This window comes from Mariprofundus aestuarium, assembly GCF_002795805.1.
Lineage (GTDB): Bacteria > Pseudomonadota > Zetaproteobacteria > Mariprofundales > Mariprofundaceae > Mariprofundus > Mariprofundus aestuarium.
In genome coordinates this window covers 2,384,035-2,404,716 of the sequence record NZ_CP018799.1, presented here as the reverse complement: position 1 = coordinate 2,404,716, position 20,682 = coordinate 2,384,035, and the positions used below count along the sequence as shown (strand labels likewise).

The 20,682-nt window shown below is 53.9% G+C and carries 23 protein-coding genes and 1 tRNA gene; 18 read left to right on the top strand and 6 right to left on the bottom strand.

The features are described from left to right. Positions 1–30: 30 nt before the first annotated feature. Positions 31–1,077 (bottom strand): 2Fe-2S iron-sulfur cluster-binding protein, encoded by a 1,047-nt coding sequence (locus tag Ga0123461_RS11585; protein WP_100278485.1) that lies wholly within the window; start codon positions 1,075–1,077, stop codon positions 31–33. Between the two features lie 158 nt (positions 1,078–1,235). Continuing rightward, positions 1,236–2,894 (bottom strand): hydroxylamine reductase, encoded by a 1,659-nt coding sequence (gene hcp, locus Ga0123461_RS11580; RefSeq protein ID WP_100278484.1) that lies wholly within the window; start codon positions 2,892–2,894, stop codon positions 1,236–1,238. 177 nt (positions 2,895–3,071) lie between these two features. Here hcp and Ga0123461_RS11575 point away from each other — a divergent pair, with 177 nt between their 5' ends. Beyond that, entirely contained in the window at positions 3,072–3,467 is a 396-nt protein-coding gene (locus tag Ga0123461_RS11575) for an Rrf2 family transcriptional regulator (RefSeq protein ID WP_100278813.1), read from the top strand. Positions 3,468–3,637: 170 nt separating this feature from the next. Further along, positions 3,638–3,976 carry a hypothetical protein gene (locus Ga0123461_RS11570; RefSeq protein WP_157819330.1) on the top strand — a complete coding sequence of 113 codons (339 nt, stop codon included), beginning with the start codon at positions 3,638–3,640 and terminating at the stop codon, positions 3,974–3,976. Positions 3,977–4,019: 43 nt separating this feature from the next. Here Ga0123461_RS11570 and Ga0123461_RS11565 read toward each other — a convergent pair whose 3' ends face one another. Then, positions 4,020–5,348, bottom strand: a complete 1,329-nt coding sequence (locus tag Ga0123461_RS11565) for a DEAD/DEAH box helicase (protein ID WP_198507070.1) — start codon at positions 5,346–5,348, stop codon at positions 4,020–4,022. A gap of 142 nt (positions 5,349–5,490) precedes the next feature. Here Ga0123461_RS11565 and Ga0123461_RS11560 point away from each other — a divergent pair. The 12 genes from Ga0123461_RS11560 to bioB all read left to right on the top strand — a co-directional run bounded on the left by Ga0123461_RS11560 (position 5,491) and on the right by bioB (position 14,284). After that, positions 5,491–5,567: transfer RNA gene (locus Ga0123461_RS11560), tRNA-Ile, on the top strand. A 38-nt stretch (positions 5,568–5,605) separates the two neighbouring features. After that, complete coding sequence (locus Ga0123461_RS11555) at positions 5,606–5,839, top strand: BolA family protein (protein ID WP_100278481.1); 234 nt, start codon at positions 5,606–5,608, stop codon at positions 5,837–5,839. Positions 5,840–5,841: 2 nt separating this feature from the next. Beyond that, entirely contained in the window at positions 5,842–6,168 is a 327-nt protein-coding gene (grxD, locus tag Ga0123461_RS11550; RefSeq protein ID WP_100278480.1) for a Grx4 family monothiol glutaredoxin, read from the top strand. 186 nt (positions 6,169–6,354) lie between these two features. Continuing rightward, positions 6,355–7,746, top strand: coding sequence for an RNA polymerase factor sigma-54 (gene rpoN, locus Ga0123461_RS11545; RefSeq protein WP_100278479.1), 1,392 nt, complete (start codon positions 6,355–6,357; stop codon positions 7,744–7,746). Positions 7,747–7,887: 141 nt separating this feature from the next. Beyond that, positions 7,888–8,451, top strand: coding sequence for a ribosome hibernation-promoting factor, HPF/YfiA family (gene hpf / locus Ga0123461_RS11540; RefSeq protein WP_100278478.1), 564 nt, complete (start codon positions 7,888–7,890; stop codon positions 8,449–8,451). Between the two features lie 21 nt (positions 8,452–8,472). Then, positions 8,473–8,913, top strand: a complete 441-nt coding sequence (locus Ga0123461_RS11535) for a PTS sugar transporter subunit IIA (protein ID WP_100278477.1) — start codon at positions 8,473–8,475, stop codon at positions 8,911–8,913. Beyond that, positions 8,913–9,857 carry an HPr(Ser) kinase/phosphatase gene (hprK, locus tag Ga0123461_RS11530; RefSeq protein ID WP_100278476.1) on the top strand — a complete coding sequence of 315 codons (945 nt, stop codon included), beginning with the start codon at positions 8,913–8,915 and terminating at the stop codon, positions 9,855–9,857. Before Ga0123461_RS11535 ends, hprK begins: the two co-directional genes overlap by 1 nt. A 2-nt stretch (positions 9,858–9,859) precedes the next feature. Further along, on the top strand, positions 9,860–10,741 hold the full coding sequence (rapZ, locus tag Ga0123461_RS11525) for an RNase adapter RapZ (RefSeq protein ID WP_100278475.1): 882 nt from the start codon (positions 9,860–9,862) through the stop codon (positions 10,739–10,741). After that, positions 10,738–11,157: a PTS sugar transporter subunit IIA gene (locus tag Ga0123461_RS11520; protein ID WP_100278474.1), complete on the top strand. Its 420-nt coding sequence runs from the start codon at positions 10,738–10,740 to the stop codon at positions 11,155–11,157. Before rapZ ends, Ga0123461_RS11520 begins: the two co-directional genes overlap by 4 nt. Beyond that, positions 11,150–11,419 carry an HPr family phosphocarrier protein gene (locus tag Ga0123461_RS11515; protein ID WP_100278473.1) on the top strand — a complete coding sequence of 90 codons (270 nt, stop codon included), beginning with the start codon at positions 11,150–11,152 and terminating at the stop codon, positions 11,417–11,419. The genes Ga0123461_RS11520 and Ga0123461_RS11515 overlap by 8 nt, the downstream gene beginning before the upstream one ends. Then, positions 11,419–13,119: a phosphoenolpyruvate--protein phosphotransferase gene (gene ptsP / locus Ga0123461_RS11510; RefSeq protein ID WP_100278472.1), complete on the top strand. Its 1,701-nt coding sequence runs from the start codon at positions 11,419–11,421 to the stop codon at positions 13,117–13,119. Before Ga0123461_RS11515 ends, ptsP begins: the two co-directional genes overlap by 1 nt. 178 nt (positions 13,120–13,297) lie before the next feature. Continuing rightward, the gene (bioB, locus tag Ga0123461_RS11505) at positions 13,298–14,284 is read left to right on the top strand and encodes a biotin synthase BioB (protein WP_100278471.1); all 987 of its coding nucleotides are present in this window, start codon (positions 13,298–13,300) and stop codon (positions 14,282–14,284) included. Positions 14,285–14,296: 12 nt separating this feature from the next. On the opposite strand, the gene Ga0123461_RS11500 is transcribed toward bioB, so the two are convergent. After that, the gene (locus Ga0123461_RS11500) at positions 14,297–14,641 is read right to left on the bottom strand and encodes a hypothetical protein (protein WP_100278470.1); all 345 of its coding nucleotides are present in this window, start codon (positions 14,639–14,641) and stop codon (positions 14,297–14,299) included. 144 nt (positions 14,642–14,785) lie between these two features. Between Ga0123461_RS11500 and Ga0123461_RS11495 the strand changes: the two genes are divergently transcribed. Then, positions 14,786–15,067: a Dabb family protein gene (locus Ga0123461_RS11495; RefSeq protein WP_100278469.1), complete on the top strand. Its 282-nt coding sequence runs from the start codon at positions 14,786–14,788 to the stop codon at positions 15,065–15,067. Here Ga0123461_RS11495 and yihA read toward each other — a convergent pair. Continuing rightward, on the bottom strand, positions 15,064–15,702 hold the full coding sequence (yihA, locus tag Ga0123461_RS11490; RefSeq protein ID WP_100278468.1) for a ribosome biogenesis GTP-binding protein YihA/YsxC: 639 nt from the start codon (positions 15,700–15,702) through the stop codon (positions 15,064–15,066). The genes Ga0123461_RS11495 and yihA overlap by 4 nt on opposite strands. A gap of 106 nt (positions 15,703–15,808) precedes the next feature. On the opposite strand from yihA, the gene dusB reads away from it, so the two are divergent. Genes dusB through Ga0123461_RS11475 form a run of 3 tightly spaced genes read left to right on the top strand, consistent with a single transcriptional unit; the run spans position 15,809 to position 19,273 of the window. After that, positions 15,809–16,852, top strand: a complete 1,044-nt coding sequence (gene dusB / locus Ga0123461_RS11485; RefSeq protein WP_100278467.1) for a tRNA dihydrouridine synthase DusB — start codon at positions 15,809–15,811, stop codon at positions 16,850–16,852. After that, positions 16,818–17,870 carry a two-component system sensor histidine kinase NtrB gene (locus tag Ga0123461_RS11480; protein WP_232710202.1) on the top strand — a complete coding sequence of 351 codons (1,053 nt, stop codon included), beginning with the start codon at positions 16,818–16,820 and terminating at the stop codon, positions 17,868–17,870. The genes dusB and Ga0123461_RS11480 overlap by 35 nt, the downstream gene beginning before the upstream one ends. Continuing rightward, positions 17,870–19,273, top strand: a complete 1,404-nt coding sequence (locus Ga0123461_RS11475) for a sigma-54-dependent transcriptional regulator (protein WP_100278466.1) — start codon at positions 17,870–17,872, stop codon at positions 19,271–19,273. Before Ga0123461_RS11480 ends, Ga0123461_RS11475 begins: the two co-directional genes overlap by 1 nt. Positions 19,274–19,438: 165 nt before the next feature. Here Ga0123461_RS11475 and Ga0123461_RS11470 read toward each other — a convergent pair whose 3' ends face one another. Continuing rightward, the gene (locus tag Ga0123461_RS11470) at positions 19,439–20,626 is read right to left on the bottom strand and encodes a BaiN/RdsA family NAD(P)/FAD-dependent oxidoreductase (RefSeq protein WP_100278465.1); all 1,188 of its coding nucleotides are present in this window, start codon (positions 20,624–20,626) and stop codon (positions 19,439–19,441) included. Positions 20,627–20,682: the final 56 nt, after the last annotated feature.

The window sequence follows — 20,682 nt, the reverse complement described above, 5'->3', positions numbered from 1 at the left end:
CAGTTTGTATATCAGAGCCACTTCATAGTTTTAGCCAGGCAGGAAGCGTTCGCTGAACAGGCTGGTGTGCGGCAGGCCAAGCTCTTCAGCCACCTTTTCAGCGGCATCAATCAGACCCGGAGGGCCACAGAGATAAACATCGGGTTTAATGCCTTTGGCAAGGTCTGCTTCCAGGTCGCGTTTGAATGCATCAACAGGAGAGCCTCTGAATCCCTGCCAGGTTGCCGTCGGTTTCCAGATACATACTTCAGCAGTGAGGTTGGCAACGGATGCCTTTAGCTCTTCAATTTCATCAATTGCGAACAGGTCCTCTTCTGAGGTGAGGCCAAAATAGAGATGGGACTCATGTGTTTCCTGAAACTCCGCCATCTGCCGCAGCATGGAGAGCATCGGTGCGACACCTGTACCTCCGGCAACAAAGCGACGGGGGGCAATGCCCGCCTGATGCAGCAGGAAGCTTCCTTCAGGGCCTTTGGTGTTCAGTTGATCACCGACCTTGGCATCATTGAGCAGCCAGCTGGAGAATTTGCCATGCGGTTGCAGGCGAATCATAAACTCCAGTTCACCACTCCAGTTGGGCGCATTGGAGATCGAGTAGGCACGACGAATATCGGTGCCCGGAATTTCAAGCTCCATGAACTGTCCCGGTTCAAATTCCGCATTGATAGCGCCCTGCTCATCCGGCAAGACCTTCAGCAGCAGGCGACATACATTGCCTCCCATGTCGTCGACGGCCAGAACTTCACAAACCGGCTCAGGCACCGGGCCTGAGGTGATATGGGACAGGTCGGATGTTACCTCGACGATCATGTCGCCACGCGGGAAGGTGCGGCACATCAGGATACCGCCATGCTCTTCATCCTGTTCAGAGAGGGCGCCGGAACTATGTGATTTTTGTTCGTACTCACCGCTTTTGCAGTGGCCATGACATGCGCCGCAGTTTCCTTCATGGCAAACAGCAGGCAATGTGATATTGGCCTGGGCTGCTGCATCAATCAGGTTTTCATCTGCTGCGCAGTCAAAACTTATCTCTTTACCATCCTGCGTATTGAGGCAAATGGAATAGGTTTGGCTCATCGGATCATCCTTATATTCTGAATTGAAAAGAGAACTGGAGCGACATATGCCGCTCCAGTTTCTTAGGCCACACTGAAATTCAGTGCAGTCGTACGACCCATCCATGGGTCGCCTGAATTACTGTATGAGAACAGTTATTCAGTTCTTCCATCGGTCTCTTATGCAGCCAGGGCTGCAGCCAGATCGGCTTCCGGTGTGGTGTTAGCCTTGATATCAAAGCTATCTATCAGGGTGTTCAACACTGGTGGCGTGATGAACGCCGGCAATGTCGGTCCAAGAGTGATGCCTTTGATATTCAGCGCTAGAAGTGTCAGCAGTACTGCCGCAGCCTTCTGTTCGAACCATGAAACAAACAGTGAGAGAGGCAGTTCGTTTACTTCGCACTCAAATGCTTTGGACAATGCCACTGCAACCTGAATCGCTGAATAACTGTCATTGCACTGACCCATATCCAGCACGCGTGGGATACCGCCAATCGCACCGTAATCCTTTTTATTGAAACGGTATTTGGCACAACCAAGTGTAAGAATAACGGTGTCATCCGGTGTCTGGTCAACCAGGTCGGAGTAGTAGTTGCGGCCTGATGCCGCGCCGTCGCAGCCACCAACAAGGAAGAAGTGTTTGATCGCACCTGCTTTTACGGCATCGATAACTACATCAGCAACCCCCAGTACGGCATCTCGACCGAAACCAACAGTGATGGTTTTCTCTTCGGAATCAGCAGCAAATCCAGGCATGGCATTGGCAGCCTGAATCAGAACTGAGAAATCATGATTTTCAATATGACGCAGACCCGGCCAGCCAACAGGGCCGGCAGTGAAGATGCGACGGCGATAAGAGGCAGCAGGTTCGATGATGCAGTTGGAGGTCATCAGAATCGGGCCGGGGAAGTTGGCAAACTCACTCTGCTGATCCTGCCATGCGCCGCCGTAGTTGCCGGCTAGGTGTGCATATTTCTTCAGTTCAGGATAGCTGTGAGCTGGTAACATTTCACCGTGGGTGTAAACATTGATGCCCGTGCCTTCGGTCTGCTCCAGCAGAGCTGCCAGATCAGCCATGTCGTGGCCGCTGACCAGAATCGCTTTGCCTGCAACAGCAGAGATACGTGCAGCTGATGGCTCAGGTGTGCCGAACTTGCCGGTATTTCCTGCATCGAGCATGCCCATCACTGTCAGATTGGTATGGCCCAGAGCCAGGGCCTGAGCTACCAGTGCATCCACATCAGTCGGATCGCTGGCCAGGAAGTCCATGGTGCTTTCTAAGTTTGCATATACCTCATCACTCTGCTCATCGAGCATCAGTGCGTGATAAGCGTATGCGCAGACGCCTTTGGCACCATAAAGAATCAATGCGCGCAGGCCAACGATGTCTTCACCGACCTCTGCTTCACCGGCACGAACCGAAGCCATTGCAGCCTGAGCCAGCAACTCGTTGGTTTCTGTTGGGATATCCCAGACGGCAGCACCGCTGAGTTCTTCTACAACAACACCCTGTGCAGTTGCAGCCTCTTCATAAGCCTTTTTTACTCGCGCACGAATCTCTGCCGCTTCTGTCAGCATGCTGGTGAAACGGGCTGGATTAAAGTTCACATTGGTGAGCGTGGTAAACATGGAATAGAGAATGAATTTGCCGGCATCATTATCACCGGCGCCGAGGTCACGGGCACGCTTGGCATACTGGGCGATTCCTTTGACGGCATGGATCAACAGGTCCTGCAGATCAGATGTCTGTGCGTCCTTACCACAGTTTCCGACAGCCGAAGCACATCCCAAAACGCCATCGGCACGGGATGTTTGTTCACATTGATAACAAAACATAAGCAGCTAACTCCTCTATAATATATTAAGTGAATGCATCCCGCGTGATTGTCAGAAGCTAGAGTCTGTAACGCCGGGCCCACTTTTTACAAATGCCCTTTGCTTTTCTTAAAGATGCATTGGTGGTGCAAGTTAAGGATGGTTGGAATTGTTGTCAATAGAATATATGTTTCGATCATGCAGCTAACCTCATACACCGATTACTCACTCCGGGCCCTGCTTTATATCGCTAAAAATCAGGATCGTCTGGTCACTGTTTCCGAGATTACCGAGCATTATGGTGTGTCGCGCAATCATATGGTGAAGGTGGTGCATAACCTGGGGATGCACGGTTTCATCCAGACAGTGCGCGGCAAGTCCGGCGGCATGCGCATGGCAAAAAAACCGGAAGATATTTTTATTGCTGATGTGGTCCGTCTGACGGAGCCGCACATGAACATACAGGAGTGCTTCTCCCGTGAAACCAACACCTGCCCTCTGATTGATAACTGCCATCTGATGGGTGTGCTGTATAAAGCACGGCGTGCGTTCATGAAGGTGCTGGAAGAGCAGTCTCTGGCTGACATGCTTTAACAGTAACGAGCTACGGTAGAGATTACCTTTGGCCTGGGCCCGCCTGTAAATATAACGTGCAGAATCAAGCTGTCTGAATGCTAATGGGGTCAGGACTCTATTTGTTCCGTCGTTGCGGCAGTTGGACTAGTGTGCGCGATACCCATACATGGGTTTCGGGGTAGATGGTAGTGAGTACAAGCGATCTGATTTTCTTTGGCGTTTTCTTCTGGGTTCTGTTTATAACGGCTAGGCTTGCCGTGTTTGCGATCAATATCGATATTCAGCTTAAGAAAAAGCTGTGGCCCATGATTATCTTCGGACTGGCGGGCATCTTACTGGTGCTGGCCTATATGCTGGAGTTTCCACCGAAAGGTTATGCGGTTCTGCTACCGGCACTGTTCGTTATTGTTTATAGTAACCTCAAGGGTTTTTACTTCTGCGAATCGTGCAGGAAGATGCTGGCCAACAAGAAAATCCTGACAACCGTAGAGACCTGTGACAAGTGCGGTGGCAAGGTTAATCGCTGAGGATGCTCTGACTGAACCAGATTACCCTTGATGTGACGCCTTTTTAGCGGCGTCCTCTTGACGGGCCCCCGCGACCATTGCGGTTTCCACCGGGTCTGCCGCCGGGCCTTCCACCGGACTTTGGCTGATCATGTTTCTCAGCCTGATCCTCTTTTTTCAACCCTTCAGCCGTAGCCTCGGGAGTGGACGGTTTGCCGATCTGCAGCATCTCATGCTCGATATGGCATATCGGAACCTGGCGGCTGATGTAGGTCTCGATATCAGGCAGGCCAAAGCAGAAGCGCTCGCATGAGAAGGAGATGGCTGTGCCTTTTGCGCCGGCACGGGCGGTGCGGCCAATGCGGTGGACATAGTTCTCTGCATCTTCCGGAAGATCGTAATTGAATACGTGGGTTACCCCGTCAATGTGCAGGCCGCGGCTGGCAACATCGGTGGCAACCAGTAGTTGCAGCTTGCCGTTGGTGAAATCCTCAAGGATTCGGGTGCGTTTCTGCTGGCGCACATCACCGGAGAGAATGCCGACGGAAAAGCCGTAGCGGGCGAGGTTGCGGGCAACACGCTCACCAGTGCGCTTCTCGTTAATGAAAATCATGCCGCGTTTGACATCGCCTTCACGCAGCAGATGAACCAGTAGAGGGAACTTATCCTCCATGCTGGTGTGGTACATCGATTCGGTGATACCGGAAGCGGTGAGGTCACCCTCTTCGGCGCGCAGCTTCTCGGGTTCATTCATGTGCTCGTAGGCCATTTCCAGGACACGGTGGGAAAGGGTAGCCGAGAACATCAGCGACTGGCGTTGGTCGTACTTGGGCAGCCGGTGCAGCATAAAGCGTAGATCATTGATGAAGCCGAGATCGAACATGCGGTCGGCCTCGTCGATAATCAGCATGTCGGCCTTGGTAAGTGAATAGACCCGCTTTTTCAGGTAATCAATCAGGCGGCCCGGTGTGCCGATCAGGATGTCGACACCATTTTCAAAACCCAGTCGCTGCTTTTCATAATCAACACCGCCATACACGGTATGTAATTTCAGGTCGGTGTGTTTTGCCAGCTTTGCAGCATCATCGGAGATTTGCACTGCAAGCTCGCGCGTTGGTGCGATAATCAGGGCGCGTGGATGATGATTGGTGCGTCCTGGTTTAGGATCAGTGGTGAGCAGGCGATTGATTGCAGTAATCAGAAATGTGGCTGTTTTGCCTGTGCCGGTACGTCCCTGGCCCGCAACATCTTTGCCTGCCAGCGTTATCGGCAAGGCAATCTGCTGAACGTCGGTCATCTCCGTAAAGCCAAGCTCCTCAATGCCTTTTAGTAGCGATTCAGGAAGATTAAGCTCGGTAAATAGGGTCGGTTTGATGACTAGGGTCTGTTTCATGGGCGGGAACTGTACGCGCTGATCGGTTGCCTTGCCACAAATGTTGCTGGCACCACTTTCTGGAGCGGCCAATTTCATTCTCTTCTTGGGATTGCAGTCCGGGATTATACGTCCTAGTCTGCCCGCCTCGTGCGGAAACGACGGGCTCATGGCGCAATTGGTTAGCGCTACCGGCTCATAACCGGTTGGTTCCAGGTTCGAGTCCTGGTGAGCCCACCAGTTTCTGCTGAAATTTCAACCCCTACAACAGGACGTTTATGACACCGACACCTGAAGAAGTTGCAGAGCTGGTCCGGCAGGGAATTCCCGGTGCTGAGGTGGATGTACGCCTGTTTTCCGGCCATGACCATTTTGAGATGGAAGTTGTCTCCGCTGCCTTCAATGGCAAGTCACGCATTGCCCAGCATCAGATGGTGTACGCCACGCTGGGCGACAAAATGAAAGAGGCGATTCACGCATTGGCGTTGAAAACCTCGATCCCCAAGGAGTGAGCATGAGTGAAACCGTGTTGCAGCAGATCGATCAGGTAGTTAAAGGGAACGACATCGTTCTGTTCATGAAGGGAACCCCTGATTTCCCACAGTGTGGCTTTTCCCAGCGCGTTGCCGGGATACTCTCCAGTTACAACATTCCGTATGCTGCGGTGAATATATTGCTTGATGAAAATGTAAGGCAGGGCATTAAGGAGTACTCGGATTGGCCGACGATTCCACAGCTTTATATCAAAGGCGAGTTCATTGGCGGATGCGATATTGTGACGGAAATGCAGGAGAATGGTGAGTTGGCCGAACTTCTGGCGCCGCTGAAAAAAGAAGCGTAACATCTTCAGGCAAGCTGCAGTTCAGGAGATCTTTGGCTTGATATTCTGTGGTATTTGAGTTATAACAAGGATGTTGATGGTACTCTATTCGGATTTCAAAAACGACTCTTTGAGCGGACTTTCTCCGCAGCAGCAACTGTACAATCTGAACGACAATAACTTTCTAATGGCGCTGACTGACTTTTAATGGAAACCAGACTCTCCCATAAGCTTGGCCAACGGTTGGCTTTGACTCCACAATTGACCCAGAGCCTCAAGGTTCTGGCAATGAGCAGTATGGAGCTGGAGAGCTACCTTGAGGAGTCGATCGAATCCAATCCTTTGCTGGAGATGGATCAGGAGTCGTTTACTACGGCCGATTCGGCGACTCAGGATCGCGCCCGTGAAGCCGATGAGCGTGAGCAGTGGAAGGAGCAGGGTGATAATCGTTGGGAGACGATGTATTCCGCCTCCACCCGTGATGACATGCCTGATAGCGAACAGATGTGGCAGGGAGAGGTAAACCTTGGCGACTCACTGCATGAGCAGGTGGATCGTCAGCCCATGGAAGATAGCGAGCGGGAGCTTGCCCATGCCATGATCGATTCCCTCGATGATGATGGCTACTTCCGCAACGACCCGGCTGAGTTTGCCGCGGAGTTGAAAGGGCAGATCGATACCGATGGTGAAACCGTCGAGAGGGTCTTGATCGAGGTGATTCATCAGCTTGAGCCTGCAGGATTGGGCGCCCGTGATCTGACCGAATGCCTGCTGATGCAGCTTGATGGTGAATCAGAGATCGACCTCTGGGTGAAGCGTCTGCTGCTCCATTTCTCACAAGAGCTCTTTGGATCGGATGCGGAGCTTGCCAAAAAGGCAGAGTGCTCTGATGAGATGATTGCTCAGGCCCGTGCACGCATGCGCCGTCTTGACCCATTCCCCGGCCACGGCATGCGTGGCAATAACAACTACTATATCCGCCCCGAGATTATTTTCCGTCGTACCAGCGGCAACGAGATAGAGGTGGAGGTCCCCGCTTCGGGTTGGCGCGGCATTAAACTTGATGAGCGCTGGGAGGGGCATGAGTGGACCGGAAAGGATAAGGAGTTTATGAGTCAGGCGATGAAAGAGGCCAAATGGCTCCTGCACGCGCTGGATCAGCGTAGCGAAACGCTGATGAAGGTGGCAATATGCTTGGCTCAGCGCCAGCGCTCCTTTCTCGAGTACGGAGTGCTGGGGTTGAAGCCTTTGACGTTGCAGGATGTTGCTGAAGAGGTGGGGCTGCACGAGTCAACAATTTCACGCGTTACCAACGGCAAGTATGCTGACACACCGATCGGTATGATCGAGCTTCGGCGCTTCTTCTCGGCCGGTTTACCGACACGCGGTGGCGGTACCATTTCGGTTTACCGTGTGCAGCAGCGGGTCAAGGCGCTGATCGACTCAGAGCCACCGGGAAGGCCAATCTCGGATCAGGCGATTGCTGATCGCCTGCAGGCAGAGGGCATCGAGATAGCACGAAGAACAGTTGCGAAGTATCGCGAACAGTTGGGGCTGCCTCCGAGCAGCCAGCGGCGGCGTGCCGGAAGATCACGCTAAAGCTGATCTAAACATCAGCAGTCGATTGCCGAACTACTGGCTGTCGATGAAACCGGAAAGGCAACAGGAGTGCTTTTCCAAAAGTAGGGAGACCCGGATAAGAGTTTCTACTACTATTCAATCCAAGCGGAGGTAACAACTATGCAAGTATCCATCACCGGACGTCATGTAGAACTCACGGACCCGCTCAAGGCGTATGTGAACGATAAGCTGCAACACCTGAAACACTCTTTCGACCATGTCGTGGATGTTCATGTTGTATTGTCGGTCGAGAAATTTCGCCAGCGTTGTGAGGTCAGCATGCAGGCCAGTGGGATCAATATCCACGGCAGTCACGAGACAGAGGATATGTATGCATCGATTGACGGCGTTGTCGATAAACTGAATCGTCAGCTCAAACGCTATCGTGCAAAACTGCGTCGCCATCAGAATGGTGGCCAGCGAGAGGGCCGTGAGATCAAGGTGACGCATCGCGTTCTCGATATCTCCCATGAGAAGGAAGAGCTGACCGAAGACCATCAGCATGAAACATTGCGCCATGAGCAGATTGATGCCAAGCCGATGAGTGTGGATGAGGCTGTGATGCAGCTTGAGCTCGGCAGCCGCGACCTGATTTTCTTCACCAACGGACAGACTGAGCAGCTGAATGCGGTTTACCGTCGCGCCGACGGTGCTCTGAGCTGGATCGAGCCTGAAGCCGCTTAATGGCGAGGAGGTAAGCTTCTTGTGGAGCTATTAACGTTCGAGCATGTTCTGCTCGATTCAGAGGCCCGTGGTAAACGGGCCCTGATTACTGAACTGGCCAACATGTTGACCTCCATCGATCCGGATCGGGTGATGGAGGTCGTCATGGCCCGCGAACAACTCGGCAGCACCGGAATTGGCCATGGTGTGGCCATTCCCCACGGGCGCATGCCCGACCTTCCCTTGCCTGTCCTGGCTCTGGCAAGACACCCAGAGGGTGTCGATTTCGATTCGATTGATGGCAAACCTGTGCATATTGCCGTGCTGCTGCTGGTGCCGGATTCTGATGATCGCCAGCACCTTGAGTTGCTGGCGCAACTGGCCCGAACGCTGCAGCAGGAGAGTATCAGGGAAGAGGTGATGCAGGCTGATAGCCGGGAGAAGGTAGCTGCCCTGTTTGCCGATCGGGTGAGACTGGGATAATGGCGCAGGCCCGCCGCATCACGATTCGTGAACTGCTGGCCGCACAGGGTGATGCTGCAAAGATACGGCTGCTTACCGGAGAGGCTGGTCTGGATCGTTATATTGACCATCCGCGCATCCAGAAGCCTTCACTTGCATTTGCAGGGTTTCTTGAAAACCTCAGTGACTACCGTTTGCAGGTGATCGGAAAAACGGAACTCAACTATCTGGCCACCCGAACAGCGGAAGAGCAGAAGCGCGTCGTCAATGAGGTTTTTGATCTGCGACTTGCCGGTGTGGTGATTACCCGCAACCAGAATCCGCCCGATATTATTCTTGAGGCAGCCAGGCGCACAGATACGCCGCTGCTTATTTCCGAATTTCCCAGCTCAACCTTCATGACCAACATGATGCTCTATCTTTCCCATCGTCTTGCGCCGGTGGTGTATCAACACGGTGTTTACATGGATATCTTCGGCCTTGGCGTGCTGATTACCGGCTCCAGTGGCATTGGCAAAAGTGAGGTGGGGCTGGAGTTGATCAGCCGTGGTAGCCGTCTGATTGCGGATGATATGGTTGAATTCTCGCGTAAAAGCCCGACCGCTATCGTTGGCCGCAGCCCCGATACGCTTCGCTATCATATGGAGATTCGTGGTCTGGGTATCCTCAATATTCGCGACCTCTACGGAGCCGCCGCAATTACAGATGCCAAGCGCCTCAGCCTTGTCGTTGAGCTGGTGCCGTGGGATCAGGTGGCAGCCGAGGATCGTGTATTGGGCGAAGATAGTGAGACCGAAATTCTTGAGGTTCGGATTGCCCGTGTACCGATCCCGATTCGCACCGGCCGTTCGTTGGCTATCCTGATTGAGGTGGCAGCACGCAACCAGCTGCTTAAGCAGCGTGGGATTCATAGCGGCGAGGCATTTGTGCAGTCATTGCAGGATCGTATTCAGAGAGGTGGCTAACAATGCTTCTGATTAGTGGCCTTTCCGGAGCAGGCAAGAGTACTGTACTGCATGCGCTGGAGGATGCGGGTTTCTTCTGTACCGACAACCTGCCGCTGGAGATGCTGCGTGAATGGTCGATGATTATGCATACGCGTAAACGGCCGGCCGCAGTCTGCCTCGATGCACGCAGCGGTTTTCCTGCCAATGCCATCTGCGCCACGGTTAAAGAGACGCTGGCTGAATATGAGTGGCAGATGCTGTTCGTCGAGGCCGAAGACAAGGTGCTGCAGCGCCGTTTCTCCACTGTTAAGCGCAGGCACCCGTTTCCGGCAGGTGTCGACTTAATGGATTCGATCCGCAAGGAGCGGGAGAGCCTGCTGCCGATCCGGAATATCGCTGATCTTGTTCTCGACAGTAGCTATCTTACGCCTTACGAGCTGGCCGAGAGTGCCGAGCTGTTCTGGCATAAGCCAGAATCTAAAAGCCACCGGATGAACTGCACGGTGATGTCATTCAGTTACAAGCATGGCCTGCCGGCTGTGGCTGATATGGTGTTCGATATGCGATTTCTCCCCAACCCACACTATGTGCCCGAATTGGCGCAGCAGACCGGTCGTGATGCTGAGGTAATTGAGTTTCTGCAGAGCAGCAGTGAGGTAAAGGAGGCGCAGGAGCGTATCCGGCAATGGTTTGCCTACTCCTGGCCGATGGTTCTCAAGGAGCGCAAGCAGTATTTTACTGTGGCTTTCGGCTGTAGCGGGGGTCGCCACCGCTCGGTTTATATGGCTGAACAGCTGGCCGACTGGCTGAACCGGGAAGGCCTGGCACTGCCGGTTATACAACACAGGGAGCTGGCTATTGTTGAGCGCAGGCATGCCGATCAGACAGGAGTCGTTTCATGATTGGGATTGTGTTGGTCGGCCATGCCGGCATCGCCTCTGAAATGCGCAAGGCGCTTGAACATGTTGTCGGTGAGCAGCCACTGATTGAAACACTGGATGTGTTGAACGACAACGCCCCGGAAGATCTCTCCGCTATATTGGAGTTGCGCATTCGAGCCTGCGATGTCGGCAAGGGCGTATTGCTGCTGGCCGATATGTTTGGTGGCACCCCCTGCAATGTAGCGATGGGCGCACTTGAGATGGGGCGCGTTGAGGTGGTGTCAGGATTCAACCTGCCTCTACTGATCAAGGCGGCAACGTTGCGTAAGTCGATAAAGGATCTCCCGGAACTTGCAGCCCAGGTGGTGGAATCAGGGCGGCACTACATGCGTGTCGTGCCACATATAACACGGCCTGGCGGTAAAGGACGTGGCTGAGCGGCTGATCAGAATACAGAACAAGCTGGGGCTGCATGCGCGAGCCTCGGCCAAGCTGGCAACCAAGGCAGGCTCTTTTGACTGCGAGGTGATGCTCATCAAGGGTGAGATCGAGGTGAATGCCAAAAGCATTATGGGCATCATGATGCTGGCTGCATGCAAAGGCACAGAGCTTGGGCTTCGAGCCGAAGGCAAGGATGCAGATGCAGCACTGGATGCCATAGAAACACTGGTGAATAACCGCTTCGGAGAGGAGCAGTAATGCCGGCTGCAGAAGCTCAGCAGACTCAAAGGCCCAGACGAGAGGGCAAGGCTGCTGCATCAAGCTCCGGTATCCTCATTGGATGCGTTCAGAAGCTGCTCTACGGTAAGAAACCAATTCCAGAACATGAGATAGAAGAGTCACAGGTAAATATTGAGCTGTTGCGCCTGCTTGAAGCGATTGATGAGGCGCGGGAAGAGGTTGATGTTGAGCGCGCCCACCTGCAGAAGAGCGCTGCCGACGATATGGTGGCGATGCTGGATGTGCATCACATGCTCATTGCCGATCCCGAACTGCTGAACAGGGCCAGTCGACGCATCACCGCAGGCCGAATTAATGCCGAGTGGGCGCTCAGGCAGGAGATGGATGCGATCAAGAGGACATTCGAACGCATCGAGGATGAGTACCTGCGCAATCGTAAAGATGATGTCGAGCATGCAGGCAAAAGGATTCTCCGCCACCTGCAGCAGGGTGGCCAGCCCAGTGTGAAAGAGAGGCTGAGGGGCATTGGAGCTGCCGGCTGTCCCGTCATCTATGTCGGCGATGATTTCTCCGTTTCCGATATGGTGAATTTGTGGCGCCATGGTGTCTCCGGCGTGGTGGTCGAACAGGGCGGAATCGATGCCCATAATATCATCGTCGCCCGCGGCATCAGTATGCCTGCACTGGTCGGTGCAGTTGATATTCTGGTCGATATTGAGGATGGTGACAGGCTGATTCTTGATGCCGAAAAGGGGGTGTGGATTCTTAACCCTACGGCTGAAGAGGAGGCTTCTTACGCCGATTCGATTGAGGCGCTCAGTCAGGCCCAGATGGAGCTAAAAGCTTTTGCCAACATTGCATCCAGAAGCTGCGACGGCCATGAACTCAAACTGATGGCTAATGTTGAATTCCCGGAGGAACTGGAAATTGCGGATAACATCGGTATCGATGGCATCGGCCTCTACCGCAGCGAATTCCTCTTTTTGAATTGTTCCGAGATGCCCAGCGAGGAGCAGCAGTTTGAGCAGTACGTCTCACTGGTGCGACATATGGGTGATAAACCGGTCACCATGCGGCTTCTCGATATTGGTGGCGACAAGCCATGGCGCTACCATGATCTAACCACCAATATCGATGGTGGGGCTAACCCTTCAATGGGATTGCGAGGTGTGCGCCTTTTGCTGCGCTGGCCCGATGTGTTGCGCTGCCAGCTGCGCGCTATGCTGCGCGCAGGAGAGGAGGGGACGGTTCATATCCTGATTCCGATGGTGACCACTTGCGAAGAGGTGAAGCAGGTGCGTGAGATTGCCGAGCAGTGCTATAGCGAGTTGGGGCTGAAGAAGCCGCTCTCTATCGGAACGATGATCGAGGTTCCTGGTACCGCCCTTATTGCCGATGAAATAGCCAAGGTGAGTGATTTCTTCTCCATTGGCACCAATGATTTGACACAGTACACACTTGCCGCAGATCGAACCGATGAAGAGGTGGCTCATCTCTACCAGTCCGGCCACGCCGCTATACTGCAGTTGATCAAACTTTCCGCCGCAGCGGCCAAACGAGCCGGCATTCCGGTTTCCGTTTGCGGTGAGCTATCCGCCAATCCTGAGTGGACCGCAACATTCCTCAATCTCGATATGGATTGCCTGTCGATGAGCCTGAACAAGGTGCTCAAGATCCGTCGTGAACTGAGCCGGCAGAAGTACGAACCGATCCTCTGATTGCTGCCCTGCCTGAGACCTTACTAACGCACCATTTATAGCAACCCGTTCACTTTTCCAGTTTATACTAACGCACCAGACAGAGCCATCGCATTGCTCTGTCTGGCTTGTTTCTTTTGCCCAAACGCCACTCTCCGTTTACCCTTCGCCGCCCAAAGGTTAACCGAAGGAGAGAAGTATGCGTTATGACTGGAGTGTTGATGAGATCACAGAGCTGTTTGAACTGCCGTTCAATGATCTGATGTTCCGTGCCCAGCAGGCGCACCGTGAAAATTTCGATGCCAACGAGGTTCAGCTCTCCACCCTGCTCTCCATCAAAACAGGCGGTTGCCCGGAAGATTGCAAATACTGTCCACAGTCCTCGCGCTACAACACCGATGTCGAATCCGAACTGCTGATGAAGAAAGCGCAGGTGATTGAATCCGCTAAAGCCGCCAAAGAGAAGGGCGCTTCCCGCTTCTGCATTGGTGCCGCATGGCGTGAGCCTAAAGGCCGTGCCTTCGATCTGGTTTGCGACATGATCACCGAGATCAAGGAGCTGGATATGGAAGCGTGTGCCACACTCGGCATGCTCACCCCCGATCAGGCCCACAAGCTTAAAGGTGCAGGCTTGGACTACTACAACCACAACCTCGATTCTGATCCTGAATACTACAAAGAGGTGATCTCCACCCGCACCTACGATGAGAGGCTCGATACCCTGAAGAATGTGCGTGCCGAAGGCATGAGCATCTGCTGTGGTGGTATTGTCGGCATGGGCGAATCACGCCGTCATCGTGCCGGTCTTGTAGCCCAGCTTGCCCGCATGTCCCCGCATCCGGAGTCCGTGCCGATCAATATGCTGGTGAAGGTTGAAGGCACTCCTGTTGCTGAAGATGCACAGTTCGCAGAAACATTGGATAACTTCGAATTCATTCGCACCATCGCTGTTTCACGCATAACCATGCCGGGTAGCCATGTGCGCCTCTCCGCAGGTCGTGAAGAGATGAGTGAGGAGATGCAGTCGCTCTGCTTCCTGGCTGGTGCCAACTCAATCTTCTACGGTGAGAAGCTGCTTACTACCGGCAATCAGGATGCCGACAACGATCAGAAGCTGTTTGCGAAGCTTGGTCTGCGCCCGATGGAGAATCCAACCCCATCCAGCCGTCTCATGGCCAACGCCTAAGTCATCTACCAGTCAGTCGGGCAACAGTGTGATCATTGCCGCGCCTGACGCTTTATGGATATCGATCATCACTTCGCAATGCTCGTTGCACTCATCAATGGGCGTCGGATAATCGGAGCAACTACATCCGGCAATGATAGCTTTGTAAAAGATGCCTGCTTTAACGTGGATGAACTCATCCGATTCCCGCACATTCAAAATCATAGCCTCGATATCCTTATCAAGTGCATAACTGCCAATAGTCAGCCCCTGCTGCAGAGGCAGGCCGGTTACTGACAACAGCTCAATCTCCCGCTTAACTGCCGCCTTGAAATCGGTTGTGCCCCAAGCGCTAAGCGACCGTGTGAACTGGTTCACGATTTACACCTCACTGCATTGGAAGTTGAATCAAAGAATCAATCACTTCACTCATAACTAGGAACAGAGTATAGACCCAATTTAAGCAACACAGCTATTCAATTCCTAGGAGGTGTATGTAACCTTTCTGCCAAAGGAGAAAACATGGTCAAACATATCGTGATGTGGAAATTGAGGGATAAGGCGGATGCTGCGGAGATTAAGGCGCGGCTGGAGGCTTTGGGCGGAAAGATTCCGGGGTTGATCAAGATCGAGGTCGGGATCGACTTTCTTGAGTCGGAGCAGTCTGCTGATGTGGTTCTATACTCCGAGCTTGAGAGTCGTGAAGCACTCGCCGTCTATCAGGCGCATCCCGAACATGTGGCTGTGATTCCGCTTGTTAAGGGTGCGGCGATTGCTCGCACGGTGGTTGATTACGAGGTTTAATCTTCGCTTGGGATGATGAGATCAGCGTAGGGTGATCTGAAGGCTTCCTTCAGAATTGCCTCACGAAGCTTATCAATACCCATATCCTTAAGGCTTGAGGTTGGAAGTGGGCTGAGAGCGCCACCCATCGCGTCACGCATCTCTTTCAGGCGTTTGGTGCGACCGTTACCGGAAAGCTTGTCTGCCTTGGTGGCAACAGGAATCCAGCGCAGGCCGGCTTCATTAAGCCATTCGATCAATTGCATGTCTGAATCTTTCGGACCGTGACGAATATCGAGCAGCAGCAGTACAAGCTTCAGGTCGGTGTTGGACATGTAACCTTCGATCATGCTGATCCAGCGTTTCTGCTCCTTCTTGGGAGCGCGGGCATATCCGTAACCGGGCAGGTCGACGACCAGTAGCTGACCATCTACATCGAAGAGGTTGAGCAGGCGTGTACAGCCGGGATTCTTCGAGGTTTTCACCAGCCCCTTGCGGCCAAACAGAGAATTCATCAGTGATGACTTGCCTACATTGGAGTGGCCGGCCACAGCGATCTGCGGCAGTTCAATATCGGGGAACTGCTCGGGGTCGGCTACCGATTGAATAAAGTGGGTGCTGGGCCAGTGAATGGCCTGTTTATCGTTGCTGCTCATGGGCCAAGGCTGACGATTGCTTAAAGTAAGTGCAATTAATGTTTATAACGCTGGTGCAAGGAACACGAATCGGTAGGCTTGCCCATTAATTAGGCAATATGACTGGATGGACCTGCAATTGAACGCTGACACACACCTTCTCCCGGGCTTTAAACTGGGTAATTTCAACATCGACGTGCCTCTGGTGCTTGCACCGATGGCGGGCATCACCGACCTGCCGTTTCGCAAGATATGCAAACGCTTTGGCGTAGGGCTTATGGTGACCGAGATGATCGCATCGCGGGCTGTGGATATGGGGCGCGTACGCACCGAACGCATGGCGGAACTGGGGCCGGATGAACATCCGATTTCGATCCAGGTTGCCGGTTCTGATCCGGTGTTTGTAGCCGAGGCTGCACGCTGGGCGGTTGGCCATGGTGCCGATTTCGTTGATATCAATATGGGTTGTCCCGTGAAAAAGATCTGCAAACAGAGTGCCGGTTCTGCGATGCTCAAGGATGAACCGCTGGTGGCACGTGTGCTGGAGGCGGTGGTGAAGGCGGTGGATGTGCCGGTGACGCTGAAGATCCGTACTGGATGGGATGAGTCATCGAAGAATGTGGAGAATATCGCCCGCATTGCCGAAGAATGCGGTATCCAGCTGCTCACAGTGCACGGGCGCACGCGTGCCCAGATGTTCCATGGTCATGCTCACTGGGAGGATATCGGCCTTGCTAAGGCGGCCTGCTCGATCCCTGTGATCGGTAATGGAGATGTTGTTGATGGTGATTCAGCCAAGGAGATGATCCGCATTTCCGGTTGTGATGGCGTCATGGTCGGGCGTGCTGTGCAGGGCAATCCGTGGGTTCTGGGCGAGGTTTATGCTGCCCTGACTGGTCAGCCGAAACCGGCAGCGCCAACAGCCCTGGAGCGTTGGCAGGTCGTTTATGAGCATATGAACAATCTGGCAGAACATCATGGCGTGCAGTTCGCCTCCAAGATGGCACGTAAGCATGTGCTCTGGTACAGCAAGGGGTTAAGAGGTTCGGCTGATTTCCGTGGCCATTTCCAGGTTGAGACTGACTGGCAGAAGATGCTCGATGTCGCTGAAGCTTACTTCATGAGTCTTGATGGCCATGAAGAGTTTGAAGACGTGGTGCCTGTTGCCTGATCTGATCTCCCTCTCGGCAGTGCCTGTGCCGCTGATCCTGCTTGATGCGGATGCGCGGGTGCTGCGTTGTAACGTTCCGGCGCAGGAGGCATTGGGCACATCGGAACGCAGGCTTGTCGGCCTGCATATTACCGAGCTATTCTCTCCCAAAGCTGGGATCGAGAAGCTGTTTTTCCGGCTGACACCCTACAGCACTGTCTCTGATCATCAGGTTTGTATCCGCAGCTCCAATATACCGGTCTCACTGCATCTGGGTTGCCATGAGGATGGGCTCTCAGCGCTGTTTGTGCCCGAAGCCAACCGCACGGAGGTGGAGCAGCACAGTAAACGCCATGAGATGGCTGAGGCGGTCTCGCGCATTGCGCTGGAGATGGCCCATGAAGTGAAGAATCCTCTGGCAGCGTTACGGGGGGCGGCACAGTGGCTTGCCGAGCAGAAGGATATCTCTGAGACAAACAGGGAGGCGGTAGCGCAGATGCTCACAGGCGTAGATCGCATTCGCGATCGCATCGATGCATTTCTGCAAGTGGGGCCACGCGCACGGGTGAAAATGGAAGCAACCAACCTTCATACCCTGATTCAGGATGTGACCAGTTATCCCGACGGTATCCATGTTCGGCGGGTCTTTGATCCCAGTCTGCCGTATATAGAGGCTCATCCGGCACGCCTCAGGCAGGCGTTCGAGAATCTCTGGCAGAATGCTGTGGAAGCGGCGGATAGCAGCATCGAGTGGCAGACACGCATGGCACCACTGGTGCATCTACCGGGTCACCGTGGGCTGGTGGTTGAGGTGCGCATCACCAATGACGGACGCATGGTGCCCAAGGAGCTGCGCGAGCGGCTGTTTGAACCCTATGTTACCGGTAAGACGCGCGGTAGCGGTCTCGGGCTGGCATTGGTGGAGAGGGTGATGGTGGAGCATGGCGGCAGGGTGAGTGTGAAAAGTGAGAACGGGCGTACAACCATGACACTGCACCTGCCGGTGAAACAGACAGAGAAGCAGGAAGGGGAAGGGTAATGCGGGCATTGGTTATTGATGATGATGAGGGAATTCGCTGGGTTCTCGACCGGGTGCTGAAAGAGGAGGGCCTGGAGGTTGTTCAGGCAGGCACGATCGGTGAGGCAGAGAAGGCGCTGGCTGAAGAGGAAATCGACATGGCTTTCCTCGATGTCTACCTTCCTGATGGTAACGGCATGGACCTGCTTGCCTCCGGAGTTTTCACCATGCCGGTGGTGATGCTGACGGCCGAGACCACCTTTGGCCATGCCGCCGAGGCCTACCGGATCGGGGCCATGGAGTATTTGCCCAAACCGTTTGATCTCGATGAGGTACGGCAGCTGGTTCAGCGTGTGCGCCCTAAAAAGGTTATAAAGGCGAAAGCAAAAGCTGAGATCAATGTGCACCAGAATATGATCATCGGCCGCAGCCAGTCGATGCAGAATCTTTTTCGCACGCTTGGCCGTGTGGCCGCATCCGACCTGACTGTACTGATCACCGGAGAATCGGGAACAGGCAAGGAGATGGTGGCAAGAACCCTGCATGACCGCAGCTTGCGGGCAGACAAGGCCTTTGTTGCGATCAATACGGCGGCAATTCCAGCAGAGTTACTGGAATCCGAACTGTTTGGCCACGAGAAGGGGGCATTTACAGGTGCCGATAAAACCCGTGAGGGACGTTTCGAGCAGGCTGATGGCGGCACACTCTTTCTCGATGAGATCGGTGACATGCCTGCGGCGCTGCAGGCCAAGCTGTTGCGTGTCCTTGAGGAGGGACGGGTGCAGCGTGTTGGTGGCAGCCTCTCCAAGGTGGTGAATGTGCGGCTGCTGGCGGCCACCCATCAGCATCTGCCGGAGAAGATCAAGAAGGGTGAATTCCGCGAGGATCTTTACTACCGGTTGAATGTGATTCCGGTGCATATCCCGCCTCTGCGTGAACGCAGGGATGACATCAAGGAGCTGGCTAACTTCCTGCTCGACCAGGCGGTAGATGAGCTTGGCATGGAGGCACCGATCCTGCTGGATGATGCTGCTGATCTGCTGGCCCGTCACGACTGGCCGGGTAATGTGCGCGAACTGAAAAATGTGATGCGCAGGCTGGCGGTGCTGACGCCGGGAGCGAGTATTACCCTTTCAGATGTGGCTTTGGCACTGGGCAATGTTGATAGCATGCAGAAGGGGGAAGAGACGCTTTCCGAAGCGGTGACCCGCTGCACGCGCCAGTACCTGCACCAGCTCGGTTACGCTAAAGCGATCAATATGCACCAGTATGTGCTGGAACAGGTGGAGCCTCCGCTGCTGCTTCTCGCCATGGAAAAATGTAACGGAAACCAGCTTAAGGTAGCCGAAATGCTGGGGCTGAATCGCAACACTATCCGCAAGCTGCTGCGCAAATACAATATCGATCCAATGTATTTTAGATGACAACTGCTGCGGCTGTTTAGAACTCTGTTGCCCCTGATTCGTTGGGGCATTTCTTTTTTTGGCGGCAAAGAAATGAACAAATAACCCCACCATAATAGCAAGAGAGAAAGCGCCTTCATTTCTTATTTACTACGACTGTTTTCCCAAGCTTCCGCGATGAGCCTATTAAATCATACCCGCTACGGCGAGGCCTGCGGTGTAACCGGAGGACCAGGCCCACTGGAAATTGAAGCCGCCGAGGTGACCTGTCACATCCATCACTTCGCCGATGAAGTAGAGGCCGGGAATTTTCCTGCACTCCATCGTTTTCGATGAGAGTTCGTTGGTGTCGACCCCGCCGACGGTCACCTCGGCGGTTCGATAACCCTCAGTGCCATTTGGCTTGAGTCGCCAGTGGTGCAGTTGATAGGCCAGGTGTTCAATCTGTTTGTCGCTAAGTTGCTGCATACGGTCATCGTTGATGTGACCACTGGCAAGCAGCTGGACCAGCCGTTTAGGCAACAGTTCGGCGAGTACAGTGGAGAGTTGCGCCAGGGGCCGCGACAGCCTTTTTAACTTCAGAAGTGAGGTGATCTCCTGGTCAGGCAGAAGGTCGATCTCCAGCTCATCCCCCGGTTTCCAGTAGGATGAGATCTGCAGTATGGCGGGGCCTGAAAGGCCGCGATGGGTGAACAGCATCGCCTCCCTGAAAACCTTGCCACGACAGCGAACAGAGACACCAAGTGAGATGCCGGCCAGTTCCTGCAGTTCCTCCTTCTCTTTGCCGGTAAAGGTGAACGGGGCAAGACCGGCCACCGGCGGCACGATCTTCAGGCCAAACTGCTCGGCAAGCTTCAGTCCGAAAGGTGTGGCCCCCATCTTGGGGATGGAGAGGCCACCAGTGGCCACTACCAGTGCATCCGCCTGAAACACGCCTCTATTGGTTTGCAGCTCAAATATTTCATTTTTCTGGATGTTGCTGATGATCGTGTTCAGTTGGATCTTCACGCCAAACTCTCTGCATGGCTGCATCAACAGCTCGACAATCTGCTTTGCCGAATCGTCACAGAAGAGCTGGCCGTGGTTGCGCTCGTGGTAGGCGATGCCTGCCTCTTCAACCATGGTAATGAAATCAGCAGCGCTGAAACGGGAGAGTGCCGATTTGCAGAAGTGGGGATTTTGCGACAGGTAGTTGGCAGCAGTGGTGAAGCGGTTAGTGAAATTACTGCGCCCGCCGCCTGAGATCAGGATCTTCTTACCGACTTTTTCAGCGTGATCCAGCAACAGGACCGATTTCCCGCACTGGGCTGCGGTTCCGGCACACATCAACCCTGCTGCGCCAGCCCCGATTACGATCACATCATATTTACCCATGCCCCGATTGTGCACATCAAACCTCGATTATTCATCTGAAATTCAGAAACTTTCTG